Below are 15613 nucleotides of genomic sequence, written 5' to 3'. Positions count from 1 at the left end.
GCGTTTTCCTAAAATGGGCATTCGGCACGAAACGTGACCCGCTCGCCATTCGCCGGGTGATGCAAAGTCAGGCTTTCAGCGTGAAGCGCCAGACGGTCTGAGGCGTTCAAGGCTTCATCCGATGCATAGAACCTGTCTCCGATGATCGGGTGGCCGAGCGAGAGCATATGAACCCGCAACTGATGTGAGCGCCCCGTCAGGGGAAAGAGGCGCAGACGCGTTGTCTGCGCGTCGCGCTCAAGAACCTGCCATCGTGTCTGCGCCGGTTTTCCATGTTCGAAACTGACCATCTGTTTGGGTCTGTTGGGCCAGTCGCAAATTAGCGGCAGATCGACCTCTCCCGTGTCCTCAAGCACATGGCCCCACACCACCGCAACATAGGTCTTTTCGGTTTTCCGTCTCTCAAACTGCAAGCCGAGATGCCGATGGGACTTGCCATTCATGGCCAGAACCATCACCCCGGATGTATCCATGTCCAGCCTGTGCACGATACGGGACTGATCATGCGCCTCCCGCGCCCGCTTCTCGATGCAGTCCGAGTGCTCCGGCGCTTTTCCCGGAACACTGAGCAGACCGCTCGGCTTGTTCACGACAAGCAACTCCGCATCGACATGAAGCACCTCAAGATAAGGGCTCATCGGAGGCTTATAGTGAAACGCTGTCGGAGCAGGCAGATTCATGAGCTGTGCAATCAGGTCTCAACCAAAAACAAAAGGCGCGGCTGTGGCCGCGCCTTGAATACCGACACAGTGTCTGGGTCGACGATCCGTCAGACAGTCAGAATCGCGAGGATACCTGTCAGGACGAAAACCACGGTTGGTGGGATCCAACCTGAAGCACCCAGGGCCAGGCCAATTCCGGAGGAAACGATTGTCGCGATCAGCATCAACCAACCGAATACAACGGCAGTCGTGCCGCCAAAGCCGAAAAGGATCAGCAACAACACGACGTTCAGACATGCGATCGTGCCGACTTTCGAGAAGTTGATGAACCCCTCGTACGTCCGCTCGTGAGCATCGTAGTCCATTGCAGGTGCGTTTTCGTCAGACATGAAGTTCCCCAGAAAAAATCTTTAGTCGGCAGTCTACATACAATAAAGCCTGTGCACTCGGCAATGATCTGAATTGCATTATTCGCCTCTCAGACGCGACTCTTTGACCGGTTGGTCTTGCCGGAGCTTTCCATGCAAACACCGTCGGCTCAGGCAGCATGCGTTTCATTCGCAAGGCCTGCCGCACCCAGCACACGGTCCTGTCGAGCACGCACGGTTGCGGCCTCAAAACCATCGATCTGCTCATTGAACAACTCAAAGAAATTCAGTTCCGCTCGCAAATGCAGAAACACACCACCCAGTCCGATTGCGGCACGGTCCATGAAGACGAATTCCTGCGGTACGGTGACCGGTCCAAGTTCCTTGAGTGCGGAATGGACACGGAAAGCTTCCTTCCGGCCGTATTCCGCGGCAGAAACACCATCGGCAATCGAGCGCACGCGATCCGTCAAAAGCGGGCCGTAGATGAAACGAGCCCAAATGTTCAGAACTTCAATGACCTCCTTCTTGAGATTTGTGAAGCCCCACCGCTCGTACGCAGCGACCACGCGGTCATTGTTTTCCTCAAGCAGCCCACGGTAGAGCTCGACCACCCCTTCGACAAAGGCTTCCGGAAAGATACGGATGCAACCGTAGTCCAGGAGGTTGATGCCCGCAGGTGTGCTGTCCTGTTCAAAAACCGTGTAGTTACCCAGATGCGGATCGCCGTGAATGACACCAAAATGACTGAAGGGATGCCACCAAGCCTGGAACATTGTCCTGGCCAGATGATTGCGGTCTTCCAGGCTATGTTCCTTGAACTCAAGGAGCGGCTTGCCGGTCAACCAGCCCATCGTCAGCAGACGACTCGTCGACAGGTCGTCTACGACCTTCGGGACCCTGATATCTTCGCTTTCTGACAAAATGTCCTGGTACATCGCGATATGAGCAGCCTCGCGGCCATAGTCGAGTTCTTCTCGAACACGCGCGCTGATTTCCTTGGCGATTTCCCGCGTATCAATGGCCGGGCTCATGCGGCGATGCAACGAAAACAGCATCTGAAGTTGCTTGAGATCGGCTTCCACTGCCGAGGCCATATCCGGATACTGCAGTTTGCAGGCAAGTACGCGGCCGTCATGCGCGGTAGCACGATGAACCTGCCCAAGCGAAGCCGCGGCGGCAGGTTCACGGCCGAATTCGGCAAACCTGCTCTGCCAGTCCGCGCCAAGCTCGGCCCGCATCCGCCGTTTGACGAATGCCCAGCCCATCGGAGGCGCGCTTGCCTGGAGTTTGGCAAGTTCAGTTGTGTATTCCGGCGGCAATGCGTCGGGAATGGTGGACAACAGCTGCGCCACTTTCATCAACGGCCCTTTGAGGCCACCGAGCGCTTCAGCCAGCTCGGCCGCATTCTTGGCGTTGTCGAGCTCCATTCCGAACAATCGGGCACCCGCAACTTTGGCTGCAATCCCGCCCATATTCGTACCAACCTTGGCATAGCGCCCTACTCTGGCACTGAAGCGATTGCTTTCACGGTCTTTGGACGGCGGCATCTTGCAGGGCTCTCCCCGGTTGGCTCAACAAAGTGTATTCGGACTAAATATGTATCTCGCCGCCAATATCCAGCGGCAAGATCAGTCAGAATGCCGCAGACGTTCGGAGACATTGCGCAAGGCAGCGACAAGTGCATCTCGCGAAGTATGCAGTCCTTTGTAGCGCAATTGTTCGTTGCTCAATGCCAGTAGCTGCCTTGAGAGCCCACCGGCAACGTCTGAACAATTAGCATGGCTTTGGAGTGCAGCCATCGGGTCGTGATGGATCTTGATCGTAAAGAGGATATCGCCCGATCCAGGCAAGCGCCGAAGGGTCTGCCTTTCAACTCGCAGGAAAAGCGACGCCAGAACCCGCGCGGTATCTGCCACCTCAATATGATGCGCACCTGGATGATAGAGCTTCTCATCCGGATAGACTGACCAGTTGAACCTGCAAAGAAGTTGTCCCGGCTTAAGGTTGTCAAAAAGGCGCGCCACCATCTGGCCCATGCGCGCGCCGTTGAAATCGGGCACAGTCTCGTGGATATCAGCCATCGACAGTCCGAACTTTTGTCCCAGCGACCAGGAAGACGGGAAGCACAATGATGCCGCAACAAGGCGGTAGCCGTTCTCTCCCGGGCGCATGAGGACAAGATCCTCCTGAACCATCAAGGATGCTGTTTTCAATGCCGGAAGATCAGCGTGGTTTATCCGGCGTCCGGCGGCAGGAATCCTCACACCGCTTGAATGAACGTCATGTGTGCCGCTGTGAAAGCGCTTTAGATGGTCAAGTACGAGATCAAGCACCTCGGTCTGCGCAGCCTTCGTATCGGGCTCAGCCTGAAAAACATCATCGGGCCTTTCTGCGAACAATCTGTCCTTTTCGGCAAGGTGCGACGCCAGAAACGGATCGGTTTCGAGCCAATTCTTTTCTGAAACGGGCTTCAATCCAACCGTAAATGGCTGACTGGTCCCGTCATAAGGCCGGTGCTGAAAGTGGACAGATCGTTCTTCCGTCAATGCACTTTGCCTCAGGCCCTATCGAGGTCTTCCAGTTCATCGATGATCCGTTCTATGACGGACAGGCCTTTCTTCCAGAAGTCGGGATCAGCTGCGCTCAGTCCGAAAGGTTCCAACAATTCGGAATGATGCTTGGTGCCACCAGCTTTCAACAGATCAAAGTACTTTTCCTGGAAGCCCGTTTCCGCTTCTTCATAAACGGCATAGAGAGAGTTCACGAGGCAGTCGCCAAAGGCATAGGCGTAAACATAGAACGGCGAATGAATGAAATGAGGGATATAGGTCCAGTAGGTTTCATAGCCCTCGTTCAGTTTGATTGCCGGACCGAGGCTTTCCTCCTGCACGGAAAGCCACAACTCGCCGATCTTGTCTGAAGTCAGTTCGCCATTGCGCCGTTCGGAGTGCACCTTGCGCTCGAACGTGTAAAACGCGATCTGCCGCACCACGGTGTTGATCATGTCCTCCGCCTTGGACGCCAGCATCACTTTTCGCGTCTGCGGATCGGAAGCCTTTGCAAGCAAGGACTTGAACGTCAGCATTTCACCAAAGACACTTGCGGTTTCAGCAAGCGTCAATGGTGTCGGCGCCATGAGTGCACCGTTTGGCCCTGCCAGAACCTGGTGCACCCCGTGACCGAGTTCATGGGCAAGTGTCATGACATCGCGGATCTTGCCCTGATAGTTCAGCAGGACATAAGGATGCGCGCTTGGCACTGTCGGGTGTGCGAAAGCTCCCGGTGCTTTACCGGAGCGCGCAGGTGCATCAATCCAGTTCTTGTCGAAAAATCGACCGGCAATGTCTGCCATATCGGGCGAGAACGCGCTGTAAGCAGACAGTACGGTTTGTTTGGCCTCGTCCCAGGAAATCACACGTGTATCGGCGTCAGGCAGCGGCGCGTTGCGATCCCAGGTGTTCAACTGATCCATGCCGAGCCATTTGGCCTTCAGCTTGTAGTACCGATGCGACAGGCGCGGATAGGCATCGCGAACAGCAGCAACCATCGCCTCGACGACATCTCGCTCCACCCGGTTGGCCAGGTGCCGACTGTCGGCAATATCGGAAAAATTACGCCACCGATCTGAAATTTCCTTGTCCTTGGCCAAGGTGTTGGTGATCAAGGTGAAGGTTCCAAGATTTGCCTTGAAAGTGGCGGTCAGCGCTTCAGACGCTTTGCGACGCGTGTCCGCAGAGGGGTCCACCAGCATATTGAGTGTCGGCTCGATGGTGAGATCCTGATCGTCGACCTTGAACGTGAGAGACGCCATGGTCTCATCGAACAACCGGTTCCAGGCACTGCTCCCGGTGACAGATTTTTCGTGAAACAATTGCTCGACGCGATCTTCCAGCTGATACGGCTTGTCTTTGCGCAGATCCTCGATCCAGGGTCTGTAATGCGCAAGCTGTTGGTCCTGAAGAGCTGTTTCGACGACAGCGTCCTCAACCTGATTCAATTCAAGCGTGAAAAACAACAGATGCGAGCTGGCAGTCGTGATCTGTTCCTGCACATCACCATAGAATTTCTGTGAAACGGGATCGACGGTGTTACCGGCATAAACCAGGCCAGCGAACGAAATCAGCCTTCCCATCAAGTCTTGAAGATCTTCATAAGCTCGAATGGCAGTGACCAGCGCAGGCACATTGTTCTTGGCCATTTCCGCGAGCCGGCCTTTATAGGAAGCCTCAAAGGTTTTTGCGCGATCCAGGCTCTCTTTCAAATCCGCCGAGACTTCAGGTGCATCCACCGCTTGATAAAGATCGCTCAGGTTCCACTCCGGAAGGGGGCCAAGGTCAGCCGCTGCTGAAGACTGAGAGGCAAAAACGGGTGTCGGGAAAGGCATGAGTGTCTCCGGGAACGGTCGGCCAAAGATGCAGGCAATGAAAATGCCCTCCTGACTAATTAGGCGCGCCAGGCCCAACCCTGCAATCGGAAAAGGAAAACTTTTTCACCTTCACTTGGACGATTTGTTTACCCAATTGCGACCAGAATGGCTCGAAACGAGACAATTCAGGGCGATCAGAGCACGCAATGCAAGCAATCAGCGGCAAAATTCTTATCGTTGACGACGATCCCATTCAGCGCAGACTGCTACAGGAAGCCGTCAAGAAATTCGGTTACCGCTCGAAAACAGCGGAAAACGGTGCTGAGGCGGTTCGCATCATGACCGGTCCGGAAGCCGGTGAGATCGATTTGATCATTCTGGACATGGTCATGCCCGAACTGGATGGCCTGGGTGTGCTCGAACGCCTGCGAGGAGACAAGATCGCAACGCCGGTCATTGTCCAGACAGCACATGGCGGCATCGATACGGTTGTATCGGTCATGAATGCTGGTGCTCAGGATTTTGCTGTTAAGCCGGTTGCGCCGGAACGCCTGAATGTTTCCATTCGCAATCTCCTCAAGACATCTGCACTTGAGGGCGAGATCACCCGTTTCAGAAAGCAGGCCTCCGGAACGCTGACTTTCGCAGACATCGTCACACGATCAGCCGCGATGGAACGTGTCATCAATCTGGGCAAACGCGCTGCTGCTTCGAATATTCCCATTCTGATTGAGGGAGAAAGCGGCGTCGGCAAGGAGATGATTGCCAGCGCGATTCAAGGTTCCAGCGACCGCAAGTCAAAACCGCTGGTGACCGTCAACTGCGGCGCTATTCCGGACAATCTGGTGGAGTCCATTTTGTTCGGACATGAAAAAGGAGCCTTTACGGGTGCCGTCGACAAACATGTCGGCAAATTCCAGGAAGCGCATGGCGGCACGCTTTTCCTCGATGAGGTTGGTGAACTGCCGCAGGATGTGCAGGTGAAACTGCTTCGCGCAATCCAGGAAGGTGAAGTTGACCCCATTGGCGCCCGCAGACCCGTCAAAGTGGATTTCAGGCTGATATCAGCAACCAACCGACGCCTGGTCGACCAGGTCAAGGAAGGCGCTTTTCGGGAAGATCTTTACTACCGTTTGAATGTCTTTCCGATCTGGATACCCCCGCTGCGCGACAGACGTGAAGACATTCCAGCCCTGACACGGCATTTTCTCGCTCGATTTGCAGCTGAAGAAGGCAAACCTCAGGTCGCGGGCGTGACACCTGAAACTCTGGAGCTTCTTCAGGCCTATCACTGGCCGGGTAATATCCGGCAGCTGGAAAATGCTGTCTTCCGCGCCGTCGTCCTGTGCGACGGTGCCCAGCTCACCATAAATGACTTTCCGCAGGTCGCCTCTGCTGCAGACCAGCCATTGGCGCCGTCAGGAACCTTGATGGCACCTGCGCTCTCCGACATTCCGCCTGCAATATCCACCGCGCCGGTGAGTGCAGCTGCGGCAAACAGTTCAGCGCCTCCGCCCGCACAACCATCAGCATTCGAACAGGCTGCGCCGTTCGGCTTCATGCGCAACCTGGACAAGGAAGGTCATGTGCGAAAACTCACGGACATAGAGGAAGAGCTGATTCGCGCAGCCATCAATCACTATTCCGGACGCATGACGGAAGTCGCCAAAAGACTCGGAATTGGGCGCTCCACGCTTTATCGCAAGCTCAAGGAATACGGATTGGAAGAGGGCGGCAAAGATGCCGCAGCCTGACTTGAGGCAACTCAAGGACAACTGAATAGATTTGGACGATTTTTTGACGCATTCTCCGGTTATCCAGCGCGACCGGAGGATTTTACCCTCTTCACACTTGCATCGTTGCATTTCTGCCACGATTATCAAACAAGCGGATTTAGGGTAAAAACTTCTTAACCTGCAGCAGCTAATAATCCCTCCTGCTGGGGAGCACGGGATGGGCGCAAGCCCTCGAAAACGGCGAGATAGAGATTGCGTAAACGGTTAGTTGGTTTCAACGCCGCCGTATGGCTGAGACGTGCCGCGAAGATTGCAGGCGCGCTTGCTATTGCGTCTGCCTGCCTGGTGCCTGCTGCACAGGCCGAAACCCGCACACTTAAACTCTACAACACGCACACCAAAGAACGCGTTTCCATCACATTCAAGAAAAACGGCCGCTACCTTCCTGCTGGATTGCGTGAGGCAAACCGTTTCTTGCGCGATTGGCGGCGCAATGAAATCATCAAGATGGATCCGGAACTCCTCGACCTGGTCTGGGAAGTCTATCGGAAGGTCGGCGCGCGGGACCACATTTATGTCGTCTCGAGTTACCGTTCACCGGCGACCAACAACATGCTCCGCAAGCGTTCGTCGGGTGTAGCAAGAAACAGCCAGCACACGCTCGGCAAAGCGATGGATTTTTATATTCCAGGCGTCAATCTTGCCAAGCTGAGAGCAGCCGGTCTGCGCAAGGAAATCGGTGGCGTCGGGTATTATCCACGCTCCGGATCACCGTTTGTTCATATGGACACCGGCCGGGTTCGGCATTGGCCGAAGATGAGCCGGTCGCAACTGGCCAAAGTTTTCCCAAGCGGCAAGACGCTGCATATTCCCTCAGACGGCAAACCGCTGAAGGGTTACAAGATCGCACTTGCGGAAGCCAAATCCGGCAAGAAGAGACCGTCTCGGCCAACCATTGTCGCGTCCAACAACCGCTCCTCCTCCGGTCAGAGCCGGTCTAGCACAAGAGACCAGAACCTGACGAAACCTGGCGCTCCGATCCCGGCAGCCGGCCAGGAGCGCAACACGTCCGGGGGCGGCAATCTGTTCGCAAGTCTGTTCGGTGGCGACAATGACAACAGCAACAGGTCCGCACGTCCGGGAGCTGTTGGCAACCAGCGCAGCACACCGACACAGGCAACCGTTTCACCCGTGGTGAAAAACCCGCCGGTGCCGGCCAGAAAAGTGCTGGAAGAACAACAACCTGAACCGACTGCGCCAGTGCTCGTTGCAAGCGCCGCACCGACGTTCAAGCCCGGTATCGACGAACCTATACCACCGGCCGCAATTGGCACTGCAGCTCCCACTGCAAATACTTTGGACGCGCAACGCATTGCGATCGAAAATGGCCAGCCATTGCCGACCAACGCGGCAATCGACAGCCGTTTCCAGGTCGCGCGCGCGCCGTCTCAAAAACCTGATCAGGGCCTCAGTGAGGCCGCGCAGGTTGCCGCGGCAACTCTGGGAACAACCGGCTCAATTCCGGTTCCTGCCGCTGCTCCTGTAACCGACCCTGTTGCGGCTATCGCGGCCGCCACCGGAACCAGAGTTCCTTCGCCTTCGCCTGCACCACGACCTGAAACAACACTGGCTTATGCTTCGGCAACTGCGACACCGCCTGCATTGAGCCGATCCTTGAGACCATCTATCACCGGTCAACGCCAGGCTGAAGCGCGCCCTCAATCGTCCAATCCAGACCGGCCGGCGCCGGCACAGCCCTCGTTGTCAGGACGCATTCCACGCGATCAGATCGTGGATCCTCTGGCCGGGTTCGCCAGCCTGCCCGACAAATCGGGGTCTACACTTTTGTCAGGTGCAGGAACCACCCGTCACCAGGCCTTTGCGTCACTAAGCCATCCCAACCAGCGCGCCTTGAAAAACGTCATGATGCCGGGCAACCGTTTCGTCTCTTCGAGCTTTGATCGTGCGCCTTATGGTGGGCTTAGAACTGACCGCTTCGATGGTCCGGCAGTGGTTGTGCTTCCCGTGCGCTTTGCACGTTAGAACTTCAGACAGTTCTCAACCAATAAAAAAAGAGCGGCCCAAAGGCCGCTCATTTTCGTCGTGGCGGGCTATGCACCTGCCGTCAAATCAACCTTCAGATTCGGGCCCTGCCGGCCCGGCCATGCCAAGCGCATGCATATAGAGGTCCAGCACCGCTTCCTCTTCTTCACGCTCATGAGGTTGCTTCTTGCGAAGTGAGACAACCTTGCGCAGAATTTTCACATCGTATCCGTTACCCTTGGCTTCGGCGTAGACGTCCTTGATGTCATCAGAGATGACCTTTTTCTCTTCTTCCAACCGCTCGATACGCTCGACAAATGCGCGCAGCTGATCCGCTGCTACTCCACCCGGATCGGACATGAACTTGGTTCTCCTTCTTGATTTTTCTTCACAGTCTGTGTGTTCCCGGAAAGACGAAATTATATTGCCTGCCGGAGTTCATGAAAATTTCGTGTGCCCTGCCAGACTCGGTGATGTCCGTCAAGCGGTGAATGGCGGGCAATGACACCATCGATCAGTGCTGAGGTTTGCTTTTTTCAAAAGCCGCCTTCTGTTCAGCGCTTGCCTCGGTCTGATACTTGGACTTCCATTCGTCATAGGGCATGCCGTAAACAATCTCGCGCGCATCCGCCTTCTCCATCGGCAGTCCCTTCTCTGCCGCCGCATCCTGATACCAGTTGGAAAGGCAGTTCCGGCAAAAACCCGAAAGGTTCATCATATCGATATTCTGAACATCGGTTCTGCCGCGCAGATGATCGACGAGACGCCGGAACACAGCGGCTTCAAGCTCGAGTTTTGTCTGTTCGTCCATAATGCAAACCTCCCTTGATGTTCAAGTTCAAGCCAAATCCGCCACGCTTAGTCCGTGTCGCTGCGCGATTTGAAATGTTGAATCTTCCGGCAATCCGGCATTTGCGCGATTGCGCGCAACGTTGGCTCCAAACGACCGGCCCACTCCTTGGCGCCATTGTCGTCGGCGATCAAATCCTGCCGCAGTTCAAGCAACACATGGGCAAGACCGTTTCGCGTTGCGTGCCGATACATTGTGTCGTTTTTGAGAGCCCCGTCATAGGGTTCATTGTCGCCGACGACGAGGTCATCTTGAGCACGCAATCCGGCAAGCATGGGCTTGACCGCACGCGGATCACAGTCCCACAGAACCGTTGCATGCCACGGTCGCGGCACGCCGCGCCAGACGGGCGTGAAACTGTGGATCGACACCACCACCGGCGGAGGTGACACGGCTTTCATGGCATCGAGCGTGTCATCTATGAGGCTGTGATAGGGCTCATGGAATGCCTGGATGCGAAATGATCTTTCAGCCGCGTCAACGTCAGCGTTTCCCGGCACGACCGCGCCGTCTGATAGTCTCATGATCAGTGTCGGATCGTCTTCACCGCGATTTGGATCAATGAAGAGGCGTGAAAATGTCGTCAGGCAGGCAGGTGCTGCCAGACGTTTGGCAAGTTCCAGGGTAACGGCGCGTGCTCCGATGTCGTAGCCGATATGCCGCCGAAACTGTTCAGCGGGAACTCCAAGGTCGCCATAGCCCGGGGGCACTGTATTGCGCGCATGGTCACACAAGAGCAAAAGGCCGGAACTGAGGTCCCCAGGAATGTATTCTGTTGGCTGAAAAGCTTCGCCAGCCTCGGCTGCTGTTTCTATCATTTCTCGCGTCGTGGAAAATCTGAAGGCGTCTGCAGGCGCAGGCGGACAGGTTTAAGGCAATCTCGTTCCGGAACCAAGCCTGAATAATAATCTGTCCTCCGTCCGAATCGACAGAACCGTCACCCCTAGATCCAGCAAATGGATGTGTGACGGAAAACAGCTTTGTTTTCAGGAGCTTTCCTGAGGAAAGACCTGCTTTGTATACGGTTTATTGATGGCTAACCTCTATCAGGGTCGCAACGGCCATGTTCCCGCCCCATTTTTGACTTCATAGGTGGGGTAATCGTCCTTTCGGGCAATTTTCATGGGACGGTTGCGGGATTAAGTCTGGGCGAAAGCCATCCGTATCCTGTTAACGACGTTGACAAGACCCCCTTGTCCACGCAAAAAGCGAATGTCTGTAAAGCAGCAAAGTGAACGACTGCATATGTTTAAGGTTGGGGAACGGTACCAGGGTGGGTCTCGGGCACGTATTGGTGTGCCCATGAAAGCTGCCTTGACCGGGCTTTTGACCGTGCTGCTTTTTTCCGCATCTAGTGACGACGCCAGGGCCGATTTGCGCCTTTGCAACAAGACGGACAGTCAGGTTGGTGTAGCCATTGGCTACAAAGACAAGACCGACTGGGTTACCGAAGGCTGGTGGAACCTCGCATCCAATTCTTGCGAGACCCTGGTCCCCGGCTCGCTGGTGTCACGATACTATTACATCTACGCAGTTGACTACGACCAATTTGGCGAATGGGGCGGCCGGGCATTCATGTGCACCCGGGAGAAAGAATTCACCATTCGCGGGATTGAAGACTGTGTGGCTCGCGGATTTGAGCGGACAGGCTTTTTTGAAATCGACACGGGCGAACAGAGCAGCTGGACGGTCCAGCTGACCGAACCCGTGCAACAAGGAACAGGTGGGCGATGAGGCGAAACCGACGAGTCAAAATCTTAGCAACTCTCGGACCCTCTTCCTCAGAACAAGACATAATTGAAGAACTGTATCGCTCAGGTGCGGATGTGTTCCGCATCAACATGAGCCATACAGATCATGACCGTCTGAAAATGCTCGTTGAGCGTATCCGTTCTGTCGAAGAGAAAATCGGGAGGCCGATCGGAATTCTGGCTGACCTTCAGGGACCAAAGCTGCGTGTGGGAACATTCACCGGCGGCCCCGTCATGCTGGAGAACGGCGCAACGTTTACGCTGGACGCCGACCAATCCGGCGGCGACATCAACCGGGTCCATCTTCCGCATCCGGAAATTCTGGAGGCTCTCGAGCCGGGTCACCGCCTGCTGCTCGATGACGGCAAGATCCAGCTGAAAGTCGTTGAAGCCAAGGCCACCAAAGCCGTTACCGAAGTGATCGTTGGCGGCAAGCTTTCTGACCGCAAGGGCATCAGCGTTCCCGACACTGAAATCAAAACAAGTGCGATGACCGAGAAGGACCACAAGGACCTGATCGCTGCACTGGAACAAAATGTCGACTGGGTAGCGCTTTCATTTGTGCAGCGCCCTGACGACCTGGCCGAAGTCCGCAAGATCACACGTGGACGCGCTGGCGTTCTGGCCAAAATCGAAAAGCCGCAGGCTATCGGCCGTCTGGATGAAATCATTGAACTGTCCGATGCGATCATGGTCGCCCGCGGTGATCTTGGTGTCGAAATGCCGCTGGAACAGGTTCCGGGGCTGCAGAAGCAAATCACGCGTGCCTGCCGCCGTGCAGGTAAGCCGGTCGTGATCGCAACCCAGATGCTGGAATCCATGATTTCGGCGCCGGTGCCGACCCGCGCGGAAGTCTCTGACGTTGCCACTGCCGTTTTCGAAGGTGCGGATGCTGTCATGCTGTCAGCGGAATCGGCCGCCGGCGATTTCCCTGTTGAAGCGGTTTCCACCATGGACAAAATCGCCCAGCAGGTCGAACAGGACAACAATTACCGCAACATCATCTATGCACAACGCGCCGAGCCCGAGGCAACGGGTGCCGATGCGATCTCCGCGGCTGCGCGGCAGATTGCCGAGACACTCAATCTCGCGGCTGTTGTTTGTTACACGACATCCGGTGCAACCGGACTGCGTGCCTCTCGTGAGCGGCCCGCCTGCCCTGTAATCGTTCTGTCCCCGGTGCTGGCGACAGCGCGGCGACTGGCATTGGGATGGGGTCTCCACTGCGTTGTTAGTGAAGATGCGGCCAATGAAGAGGATATGATCGACCGTGCCTGTCGAATTTCCTACTCGGAACAGTTCGCAAAGCCAGGTCAGCGGATCATCGTGACAGCCGGCGTCCCGTTTGGGACACCAGGGTCCACGAACCTGTTGCGCATTGCTTTTGTCGGCAATGACGGTCAGGGCGGCATTTGACTGTCTAATCGGTTAAAAACCGAGACCAAGGCGTAACGGAACTGAGAAGGCGGCTACGTGCCGCCTTTTTTCATGCCGGTTCGCGCAATTGTGGTTTTCGCGCTGTGCCCTCGCCTTGGCCGGGCACGGCCATCACGCGTTCGATCAGAGTTTCCAGCGTTTCGATGACCTTTTCATTGTGCAAATGATGCGGCATGTGGCCGGCCTTTTCCAAGACAATCAGCTCAGCGTTCGGGAGGTCCCGTCGCAGACCTTCACTATGGATCGACGGCCAGACAATCGTGTCATCCGCACCAGTTACGACTACAGCTGGCTGCCTGATCTTGTGATAGGACTTGGCATGCTGCGTAACCTGCGGCTTCAACGTCGCGATATCGGTAGAATTCGCCCGGAAAGTCTGCGGCCTGTACAGGAGCGGTAGATTTATCCGTTCAGCGTAACGTTCCGGCGCTTGCCCAGGAGCGAAAACACGAAGTATGGCCGCCGGGGCAAGGCGTTCTGCAAGTGGAAGTGTCAAAGTTCTGGTGAAGAGTTCGCCAACAATCGGAAGGGCAGCCACCGAATAGTGCCAGTCCACGCCGCCTGGCCAGGGATGGCTGACGGGCGCGATAAATGCCAGTCCCGCGACACGCTCCGGATGTGTCAGCGCTAGCACCACGGTCACGGCAGCGCCAAAAGAATGCCCAACAACAATGGACTTTTTTATGTCGAGATGTTCAAGCAAACCGGCAATAGCTCCAGCTTGCCCCTCAAGTGAACTGTGCCGCTTAAAATCGCGCTCCGAGAACCCAAGCCCCGGTCGGTCGACAAAAAGCGTTGTGTACTTTCCGTCAAAGGCATCCTTGAAGGTGATCATCGGATCATAAGCGTTGCCGCTCGCTCCGTGAATGAACACAAGGACCGGTGCTTCGCTGTCCTGATTGTCCGCAGTAAACAGATGATAGTGGAGTTTCACGCCGTCGATTTCGGCAAAGCTGCCATCCGGCTGATGCGCCGACGAAATCTGACTGACACGCCAAGCTGTATAGGCTGCGGACAGGACAAGAATGATCGAGATCAGCAACAAGAAATACATGGTGAAACGAACAACAAACATTTCGACATACCGTCTTTTTGAATGGGAACGGTACGTGTGTCAGGTCAGGCTGGTTCACCCTCAGCGTCTTTTTCCAGGTCTTCGACCGCCTTGGTGGCATTCTCCAGACCCGGATTGACCTCTAGCGCACGCTTGAAGGTTTCAAGGGCGCTATCTTCAAAACCGAGGCGCCTTTGAATGATCGCCAATCCCGACAAGGCTCCCCAATGACGTGGTTCAAGCGCAAGCGTGCGCTCGATGTCGACCAGCGACTTGCCGAAGTCTTCCCGCATGTAATGCACGGTTGCCCGGCGGTTCCAACCTTCCGCAAAAGAAGGTTTCAAAACCACCACAACGTCCAACAGATCAAGTGCCAGTCCGTGGTCATCTGCCTGGATGGCCTTGCCTGCACGCGACATCAGCACGTCCACGGTGTCACTGCCAGAATCCATCCATATGCGCTGGATTTCGCGTGTGATGCGGCCCGCAGCATTCGCGTCTTCTGTATCAGCAAGCTCTGCATAAAGTTCGTCCAGCCTGGACTGTTCTTCTTCTGGATCCGCTTCCTCAACAACAACCTGCCCGCCGTCTTGCGGCAAGTCTTCAGGCATAGGGTTGAAGTCCTCAGCTGACGGAGGGTCCATGTCCGGTCCAAGATCCGGCACAGGTTGAGCACCGGCAATACCGGAGCTGACAACAAAAGCGATGGCAAACACAAAAATCCGCATCCAACGATTATGGGTCGTTAGATGCGGCGGTCAATCCGGGAAATTTACACATCTTGGTGCGTACGTCAGAAAATTCGCTGAACCGTCCTGAAAGCAGCCTGCTAAGCGCTTCTGGAAAAACGGCAAACAACGATCTCGACGCGCAATCGCACCGGCAAGATCAGCCCTGGCGTGCTTTGAAACGCGGGTTTTTCTTGTTGATGATGTAGACGCGGCCTTTGCGGCGAACCATGCGGTTGTCGCGGTGACGGCCCATCAGCGCTTTAAGCGAGTTCTTGATCTTCATGTCACTGTCCCCCTCTAAAGGGTCCTGCTTCTTTAAACCAAATGAGCGCCTGCGGCGCTCACATTCGATTGGGCTGTTCCTAAAGCAGCTGCAGCAAGTGCGCCTGTCTTCTGATCAACCCGCGCGTCTTGAAACCATCAATCAGCGCAACAATGGTGGGCGTGACAGGGATTGAACCTGTGACCCCTTCGATGTCAACGAAGTGCTCTCCCGCTGAGCTACACGCCCGAATATCTCGGTAGTCCGGCGCCCCAACGCCGTGGTGGAGTGCGATATAGCGGGGAACGCAGATCTGTGCAACCCCCCTTTTTCACCGAACCGGCAAATTA

At 55.6% G+C, this 15613-nt stretch carries 15 protein-coding genes and 1 tRNA gene; 4 read left to right on the top strand and 12 right to left on the bottom strand.

All coding sequences use genetic code 11. From position 1 onward, the window contains the following. Window positions 1–8 precede the first annotated feature (8 nt). The 5 genes from K1718_RS04995 to K1718_RS04975 form a co-directional block, all read right to left on the bottom strand. The gene (locus tag K1718_RS04995) at window positions 9–680 is read right to left on the bottom strand and encodes an RluA family pseudouridine synthase (protein WP_265682777.1); all 672 of its coding nucleotides are present in this window, start codon (window positions 678–680) and stop codon (window positions 9–11) included. Window positions 681–769: 89 nt separating this feature from the next. Further along, a complete protein-coding gene (locus K1718_RS04990; RefSeq protein WP_152499877.1) occupies window positions 770–1051 on the bottom strand; it encodes an aa3-type cytochrome c oxidase subunit IV in 282 nt (93 codons plus the stop codon). A gap of 149 nt (window positions 1052–1200) precedes the next feature. Then, window positions 1201–2580 carry an ABC1 kinase family protein gene (locus tag K1718_RS04985; RefSeq protein ID WP_265682775.1) on the bottom strand — a complete coding sequence of 460 codons (1380 nt, stop codon included), beginning with the start codon at window positions 2578–2580 and terminating at the stop codon, window positions 1201–1203. Window positions 2581–2661: 81 nt separating this feature from the next. Next, window positions 2662–3579 carry a heme-dependent oxidative N-demethylase family protein gene (locus tag K1718_RS04980; protein ID WP_265682773.1) on the bottom strand — a complete coding sequence of 306 codons (918 nt, stop codon included), beginning with the start codon at window positions 3577–3579 and terminating at the stop codon, window positions 2662–2664. Window positions 3580–3590: 11 nt separating this feature from the next. After that, a complete protein-coding gene (locus K1718_RS04975; protein ID WP_265682770.1) occupies window positions 3591–5417 on the bottom strand; it encodes a M3 family oligoendopeptidase in 1827 nt (608 codons plus the stop codon). Between the two features lie 188 nt (window positions 5418–5605). On the opposite strand from K1718_RS04975, the gene K1718_RS04970 reads away from it, so the two are divergent. Together K1718_RS04970 and mepK are read left to right on the top strand one after the other, a co-directional pair. Continuing rightward, complete coding sequence (locus K1718_RS04970) at window positions 5606–7153, top strand: sigma-54-dependent transcriptional regulator (RefSeq protein WP_265682768.1); 1548 nt, start codon at window positions 5606–5608, stop codon at window positions 7151–7153. 291 nt (window positions 7154–7444) lie between these two features. Continuing rightward, the gene (gene mepK, locus K1718_RS04965; RefSeq protein ID WP_418068129.1) at window positions 7445–9178 is read left to right on the top strand and encodes a peptidoglycan L,D-endopeptidase MepK; all 1734 of its coding nucleotides are present in this window, start codon (window positions 7445–7447) and stop codon (window positions 9176–9178) included. An 87-nt stretch (window positions 9179–9265) separates the two neighbouring features. Here mepK and K1718_RS04960 read toward each other — a convergent pair whose 3' ends face one another. The 3 genes from K1718_RS04960 to K1718_RS04950 form a co-directional block, all read right to left on the bottom strand. After that, window positions 9266–9538, bottom strand: a complete 273-nt coding sequence (locus K1718_RS04960) for a DUF2312 domain-containing protein (protein ID WP_152499872.1) — start codon at window positions 9536–9538, stop codon at window positions 9266–9268. 154 nt (window positions 9539–9692) lie between these two features. Further along, complete coding sequence (locus tag K1718_RS04955; RefSeq protein ID WP_265682764.1) at window positions 9693–9989, bottom strand: DUF1244 domain-containing protein; 297 nt, start codon at window positions 9987–9989, stop codon at window positions 9693–9695. A 47-nt stretch (window positions 9990–10036) separates the two neighbouring features. Beyond that, entirely contained in the window at window positions 10037–10846 is an 810-nt protein-coding gene (locus K1718_RS04950) for an N-formylglutamate amidohydrolase (protein WP_152499870.1), read from the bottom strand. A gap of 484 nt (window positions 10847–11330) precedes the next feature. On the opposite strand from K1718_RS04950, the gene K1718_RS04945 reads away from it, so the two are divergent. After that, window positions 11331–11762, top strand: a complete 432-nt coding sequence (locus K1718_RS04945; RefSeq protein ID WP_209006970.1) for a DUF1036 domain-containing protein — start codon at window positions 11331–11333, stop codon at window positions 11760–11762. After that, on the top strand, window positions 11759–13195 hold the full coding sequence (gene pyk, locus K1718_RS04940) for a pyruvate kinase (protein WP_265682761.1): 1437 nt from the start codon (window positions 11759–11761) through the stop codon (window positions 13193–13195). Before K1718_RS04945 ends, pyk begins: the two co-directional genes overlap by 4 nt. Before the next feature lie 70 nt (window positions 13196–13265). Here pyk and K1718_RS04935 read toward each other — a convergent pair whose 3' ends face one another. The 4 genes from K1718_RS04935 to K1718_RS04920 form a co-directional block, all read right to left on the bottom strand. Next, window positions 13266–14291 carry an alpha/beta fold hydrolase gene (locus K1718_RS04935; RefSeq protein WP_265682760.1) on the bottom strand — a complete coding sequence of 342 codons (1026 nt, stop codon included), beginning with the start codon at window positions 14289–14291 and terminating at the stop codon, window positions 13266–13268. Between the two features lie 44 nt (window positions 14292–14335). Further along, window positions 14336–14986, bottom strand: a complete 651-nt coding sequence (locus tag K1718_RS04930) for a tetratricopeptide repeat protein (protein ID WP_209006826.1) — start codon at window positions 14984–14986, stop codon at window positions 14336–14338. 172 nt (window positions 14987–15158) lie between these two features. Further along, window positions 15159–15284: a type B 50S ribosomal protein L36 gene (gene ykgO / locus K1718_RS04925; RefSeq protein WP_008551489.1), complete on the bottom strand. Its 126-nt coding sequence runs from the start codon at window positions 15282–15284 to the stop codon at window positions 15159–15161. Window positions 15285–15437: 153 nt separating this feature from the next. Then, window positions 15438–15512, bottom strand: a tRNA-Val gene (locus K1718_RS04920). Window positions 15513–15613 lie beyond the last annotated feature (101 nt).

Source organism: Roseibium porphyridii, assembly GCF_026191725.2.
GTDB lineage: Bacteria > Pseudomonadota > Alphaproteobacteria > Rhizobiales > Stappiaceae > Roseibium > Roseibium porphyridii.
This window is presented reverse-complemented; position numbering and strand designations above follow the sequence as displayed.